General features: G+C 38.7%; 7 protein-coding genes. All 7 read right to left on the bottom strand.

All coding sequences use genetic code 11. From position 1 onward, the window contains the following. Positions 1-30 precede the first annotated feature (30 nt). Entirely contained in the window at positions 31-639 is a 609-nt protein-coding gene (locus DWW81_RS12765; RefSeq protein ID WP_242991671.1) for a transposase, read from the bottom strand. A 494-nt stretch (positions 640-1,133) separates the two neighbouring features. Next, positions 1,134-1,283, bottom strand: a complete 150-nt coding sequence (locus tag DWW81_RS13480) for a hypothetical protein (RefSeq protein WP_181982970.1) — start codon at positions 1,281-1,283, stop codon at positions 1,134-1,136. 91 nt (positions 1,284-1,374) lie between these two features. After that, complete coding sequence (locus tag DWW81_RS12780) at positions 1,375-2,229, bottom strand: ATP-binding cassette domain-containing protein (protein WP_181982753.1); 855 nt, start codon at positions 2,227-2,229, stop codon at positions 1,375-1,377. Position 2,230: 1 nt separating this feature from the next. Beyond that, positions 2,231-3,193: a hypothetical protein gene (locus DWW81_RS12785; protein WP_147339804.1), complete on the bottom strand. Its 963-nt coding sequence runs from the start codon at positions 3,191-3,193 to the stop codon at positions 2,231-2,233. Positions 3,194-3,330: 137 nt separating this feature from the next. Next, positions 3,331-4,530, bottom strand: a complete 1,200-nt coding sequence (locus tag DWW81_RS12790; RefSeq protein ID WP_117898162.1) for a hypothetical protein — start codon at positions 4,528-4,530, stop codon at positions 3,331-3,333. Between the two features lie 26 nt (positions 4,531-4,556). After that, the gene (locus DWW81_RS12795; protein ID WP_117877980.1) at positions 4,557-5,759 is read right to left on the bottom strand and encodes a hypothetical protein; all 1,203 of its coding nucleotides are present in this window, start codon (positions 5,757-5,759) and stop codon (positions 4,557-4,559) included. 19 nt (positions 5,760-5,778) lie between these two features. After that, positions 5,779-6,213, bottom strand: coding sequence for a hypothetical protein (locus tag DWW81_RS12800; RefSeq protein WP_117898161.1), 435 nt, complete (start codon positions 6,211-6,213; stop codon positions 5,779-5,781). Between the last annotated feature and the right edge of the window lie 190 nt (positions 6,214-6,403).

Consider the following 6,403-nt stretch of genomic DNA (forward strand, 5'->3'; position numbering starts at 1 on the left):
GCTGCATAATTCTTGTTCGAATAAAATGTGTCAAGTGATATTGACAAAACCATCGCGAACTCCGAATTTCACACCAAATGCGGCTATTCTTTTATTTATCTCACTTAACAGTTCTGTTATCTTTGCAAATACTTTCACGCGATTTTTCTCACAGCTCTTTTTCCATACCCAGCTGTATTTGTTGGCGTTGGCTGTGATCTTTGTTCCGTCTATGTACACATGATCCATATCTACGTTTTCTTGTTCAAATATGTAAGCATTGATGTCAGCGAATATCTCTTCTATTTTTCCGTTAAGCACATTGTTCATAAAATTGTCTATCGTCATATGGCTTGGCGGCGGTTCGTCCTGTAATAACCACATAAAGCGAATATCGGTTTTGCAGAGTTTTTCTATTTTTCGCAATGATTCGTATCCGTTTTCCATAAATGCAAACAGTATTACTTTCAGCAAAGTTTCTTCTTCATATCTTGGACGGCCTGTCCTGCGGTCCTCGGTCGTCAGGTATTTACTCAGATCAATATGATTCATCACTTCACAAAATGTATATACCGGGTCAGTTGTTTCAATTATTTTTTCAATTTCTATTGGAAATTTTAATTGATATGGTGTATAATATTCTTGTGGTTGGTTATTCATGATACTTTAATTATACCACAAAAAAAAGACTGCCGTCTTGCTTTTTGGCAAGATCGCAGCCTTTTTTCTTGGGGAGTTTTTTTACAGCCCCTTATTCTATTTAGAATAGTCCTAATTTTAACCTATCAATATCGGCTCCTGATATCTGTTTGTACGAATCCATAAGATTTTGAATCATATTTAATGACGAGCGGGTCGAAGGACCAGTTACATAGTGTATTGTCGGCGAAAATTTATTATACGAAAAAATGGCTTTGGTTTTATAGGCTTGACCATACAGAACCTTTCCTCTTAGAATTTCAAACGAATAACCTTTCCCGTCTCTTACAATATGCTTAAATGGTTTTGTTAATGATAATTGCTGGATCTTACACCTAAGTCTGTTAGTCATTTTTGAGCAAAGATCAAGTGTATTGAATCTGTCAACAAAAATACTTCCACAGTCTTTACACAAATGTTTATGACCTCTTATCTTAGGAGCTGTATAATGTTCATTATTTAGTGCATATCTTTGTTTCAATTTTAGGCGAAACAACAAAAAGATAATCACACTCATCTGCATTTTCACGCAGTTCAAGTATATCAAATTCATCAAGACAAAGCATATTTTGGTTGTGGTTTATTAGCATATTATATCCTTTCATTACAAATTTTTTTTGCAGAGGACAAAGTCTAATTACTGAAGATAAGAGGCAACTATCGTTCAGAGTTGACATCATTATCTGAATTATCTCCTCACTCAAACACTCCCCCGTCAAGCTGTCCGCAGAAATAAAGATCATTCATAGTCGGCTCGCTTATAACAGCGTTTGGAGTGGGCTTTGTCTTTGATATGGTCTTTGACTTTGTGTCCTCATAATAAATGTTCTCGATAGGCAGCAAACCAATATCCTCTTTGGGAATATCCCACACCATACCCCTTATATGCTCAAAAAGCGCCTCTGGGCTGTCATTAGCGATAACAGAGCCTTTGTTAAGTATGATCAGGTCGTCCGTTATGGTGTCAATATCAGAAACGATATGGGTGGAAATTATTATAATGCTGTCCTTTTTAAGTCGCACCATTATCCTCTTGAATTGCTCACGCTCAAATGGGTCAAGACCTGCGGAGGGCTCGTCAAAAATCAGTATCTCGGGGGAGTTAAGGATAGTCTGTGCAATGGCAAGTCGCTGTTTCATTCCGCCCGAAAATGACCTTATCTTGTCGTCAAGATTTTCAGACAGATTCACAAGCCTCAGCACACGCCTTATCTCGTCCTCAATAAGCGGCTCAGGCATTCCTTTTAACAGAGCCGAAAATCTGAGAAATTCATGGGCGGTGTAGCTTGGATAAAATGGCTGATACTGAAACTGAAAGCTCAGCTTTTCACGATATTTCTCGCCCATTTCAAAAACGTCCTGCCCGTCAAGGGTCACGCTGCCGCCCGACTTTTTTATCACGCCCGATATGCAGTTCATTATGGTGGTCTTACCTGCGCCGTTTGGTCCAAGCAAAGCGTTTATGCCCGTATGAAATTCGCAGGTTATACCCTTTAGCGCTTGCTTTTTGCCGTATCTTTTTGATAAGTTTTCTACTCTTAAAACACTCATATCAGCAACGCTCCTTAGAATTTCCTTCATAATATCCGCTGTATCTCCATGCAGTCAGTCCGCTCAAAATCGCTGCAAGATATATGAATACAGCTACCGCTTCCGAACAATCAAAAGCCCTCATATAGTCAAGGTTGTTAAGCTGCCCATTTACGCTTGTGACAGCCGCAAACATATAGGGCGAAAGTGCTCCCACATAATGTGCGGCGGCGGACATTATCGCAATTAGCCCAGAGGTCAGCATAATATATTTTTTCACCGAGCACACTTGCTTTGCCACAAGCACGAAAATGCCGTAGGTTATAAAAAGCGACATAAGCCTTGTGACATATAGCCATATTATTGTGCCTCTAACAGTTAGCATTAAAGGCGCAAGGTCAAATTGCCACACGCTTTGTAAAGATGAGGTGCTGTACTTGCTCTGATGTAATGTTCCGCTTAAAATAAGGTCGGCGAAAAAGCTCAGCGTGAACATTATAAATATCGCCGCCGATAAAATTATTTCCCGTGACTTGAAAAACGCCGCCGAATTTTTTGATATCTTTATCTGCCGATCCATTCTCTTTTCATAACTATCTGCAACAAAAACGCCCACAAGCAGAAGCACAAATATAGGCATGACATCTACCGCCTGCAATTCAAGAAACTTCAAAAACGGCTCGTCATTTATCACCTGCGGTGTTGAAAAGGTAGCGTAAAGTCGGCTGTTTTTCACAAGGTCGGTAGGTATATTAGCGTCTGTAAGACCCCTGCCTGTGCGAGCATAGCTTCTGATGCTTTCGACCATAAAACAACTGCGAAGCTCTGTTTTATATTTGTTCACGGCGGCTGTAATGTTATTATTATAACCGCTTGCGTAACTTCTCATCTCATATTCCGTTATGTATTCGTCACACTGTTCAAGGGTCTTATCTGCGGAATTTTCTATAAGTTCATTGTATATCTCCGCCGTTTCTTTGTTCATATATACAAGGTTATTAGAAGCGTTAAAGCTACGATACACAGCAAATTTAACGGAAGCTGAAAAAATTATCACTATGACAAAAAGCATCCAAAATTTCTTTAAAAGCCGTGAAGTCTGATAACTATACATACTTTTCATTATCCCACCTGCCTTTCAGCAAGGAGATATGTCCCTGCGACAAAAAATGCAGTCATGATGAATATGATAGCAAAATAAACAACGTATTCTCGTGCAGGTATTCCCCAAAAATTCATATAACCCGTTTCATTGAGCATATTGGTGTAATTGCCTGTTAAAATGTCAACGGCAGGGTTGGAAAGACTTGTGGTTTTCAGATATAATGGTACAAATATTGGCACAAGACAGACAGCTCCTGCAAGTATGGTCTTTCTGCAAAGCATTGAAAGAAACATAACAATACTTGCGGTGAAAAGCGCATAAACAAGTTTTGCGGCAAATACTGCAACTAGATATCCGCCAAAGCTCATATTCGCCGAACTTAGTTCAAAACCGCTCAGATATTGCAATGGCATATCAAGTTTAAAGCCGTTTGTATCGTAAATAAAAAGAGTTATAATATCCACAGTGTAAATTATCAAAACAAGAATTATTACAGCAACAAAGCCGGTACAAAGCTTGAAAAGTGAGAATTTCCTCACGCCCGTTTTGGTTATTCCAAAGCTTTTTATCCTGCTGCTTTGTATCTCTGATGAAAATATGCTGAAAAGGAGCAGATAAACACCGAATGGTATGAGTATTTCAGATGACATATAGTTTTCAAAGCCGTCAGCGGCTCTGGTGTCAATGATCTTATCAGATTTTTCAAGCGCTGTTATAACGGAATCATAGTCTTCTATAAGTTTGTTTGACAGCTTTAAAGAATACTCATCAGTAACGCCACGCCTTGCATTTCGGCTGTAACCTCTCACACGCTCGGATATGAGCTTCAAAGAGTTTTGCTGAGCGTAAAGCTGCCCCTCAATAAGAGAAAACATACTGTCAAGACCCACACCAGCCTGAGAATTTTTCTGAGAAAAATCTATTATCTTTTCCTCAAGCTCCACAGGCAATTCAGCCTGTTTTACACCGCCCGTGTTGTGGTTATTTTGATAGTCGTTTATCTCGTTGTTAAGAGCGTTTTGCTCATCAGCAAGCTTTTGAGCGTCTTGGCTTACAGTTTCCGAGCCGCTTTTAAGATAGGTCATGTATTTTTCACCATAAGCATAAGAGGGTCTCAGTACAGATATCAAAAAGGCACAGGAAAGCAAAGCCAGCAATAAGCTTATCAAAGCTGACTTCGCCATATCTTTTCTTATCATAAATCTGAGAAGTTTCATATCGTCACACCTCAAATATCAAGTTCCTACATTCCTGCCTGTATCTCCGCATATGTATCATAATCCCATTCGCCGTTTGAAATAAACTTGTGCAGTTTAAAATCTTTATCCACAAGATAAGCGGCTGTATCAGCGTCGGGATCATAGGTCGAAAGAAGGAAATAATCCTCACAGTTATTGAATATCGTCATATAGTCGATATACTCATAGCCGTAAAAATACTTTTCATTGAGCTTAGCATCATCAATTATCTTCTGCGGTTTATTATCGTTATCAAGATAATAAAGCACATACTGATACATTTTGCCATTATCATTTGGCTCACGAACAAGCACTATCATAGTGTTATTGAAATACTGAAAATATCTTACAAAAGATTTGTCTTTAAAAGTGCAAACTGTGTCACTTTTTTCATTATCCTCATTATACCTATACAGCTTGTTTTCGCCATTAGAGTAATACACATCTCCGTCGGCCGGATAATACATATACGGCGTATTTTCGCTTATCTGAGAGCCAACATCAATGCCTGTATCCTTGACGTTCTGAGGGTCTGAAAGTGGAGCTATAAATAGGCGGACTGTATCCGTCTTTGGGCAAAGCCTTGTAAAATAAAGCTTGCCGTCGCTTATGTAATAGGTATTGGCTTTTGTTATCTCGCTTTTGTCAGAGTTTTTGAGAGCGTATTTATATAGCGAATAGCCTGTGCTGAATCCGTTCTCGTCGGTCTCGCTCTTTTTGTATTTGCCCTCAACAAAATAGATATCTCCGTCTTTGTCCATAGACATACAGCCTAATATGCTGTCCTTTGGTGCAGAATACACTTCCGTGACTTCACCGCTGTTGTAATCCACTGTGACAATGCTGTAATCTTCTTTTTGCGTAGCAGAATTATACACTGACCTTACAGCGTATATAACGCCGTCATATATGGTATAGCAGGACAAGTTTGAATACTCTTGAAGCTTGACCTTTATCATTGCAAGGCTGTCGGATTCGATATCATATTCTGCAATGCCATCATAGGTTTTGTAATACACAAAATTGTTTGCAAATGCAGTAGAAGAAGCTTCAGGACACAAAAGGTTTGTGGGAGAAGCAGAAAGTTCTTGTTGACCCTTTTCAGAAGAAACCGCCTTATCGGATTTTGTGCCAAGAGAAATGAAAAGTGTAACTGCAACTGCGGCAATTATAACTGCGGCTGTTGCGATAATAATTTTAGTTTTCATAATTCACACTCAAGTTCTATTATTGACTATCAACGGAAAGCGTTGTGCTGTAATTGCCATGTACCTTATCATTATAAATATGTACAGTTTTTACTAACTTTGAAGATGTACAACCTTTTACCCCAAACGAATGCTCAATTTTACCTGTGTCAGAGTGAGATGATCCACAACCAGTACCACCAACAGAGGCACTTGCATAAACATAACCGCTGTATTTACAATTTGGATTGTAAACATTGTTATTGTTACTTGATGTCCTAGTCCAAGCTTGACCAGCTACAGTTGAATTTGTTCTTATTCCTGTTACAAAACATGAAATATAAGCATTTGAGCCAGAACCACCAACTGCTCTGCCGTATTTTATGGCTTCATACGCACTAGCCCCAATAACCATAGAACTCATCATCATAACAGCAGCACCCATAGCTGCGATTCTCTTTACGATTTTTTTCATATTAAACGTCCTTTCTCAATGTAAGTGTAATTTTCTTTAAGTTTTGTTGCAGAGTATTTTAACTTCATCATATCACACAATTATTGCAACGAATAATTGTGCATAATGAATATTCACATCTTCATTGGACTCAGCAGCTTTCAATTATATAAACTGAAAAAGCAGTGAAAATGGCTGGTTGAAATACACA

The sequence above is a fragment of the Ruminococcus sp. AF17-1AC genome, assembly GCF_003461385.1.
GTDB classification, from domain to species: Bacteria; Bacillota; Clostridia; order Oscillospirales; family Ruminococcaceae; genus Hominimerdicola; species Hominimerdicola aceti.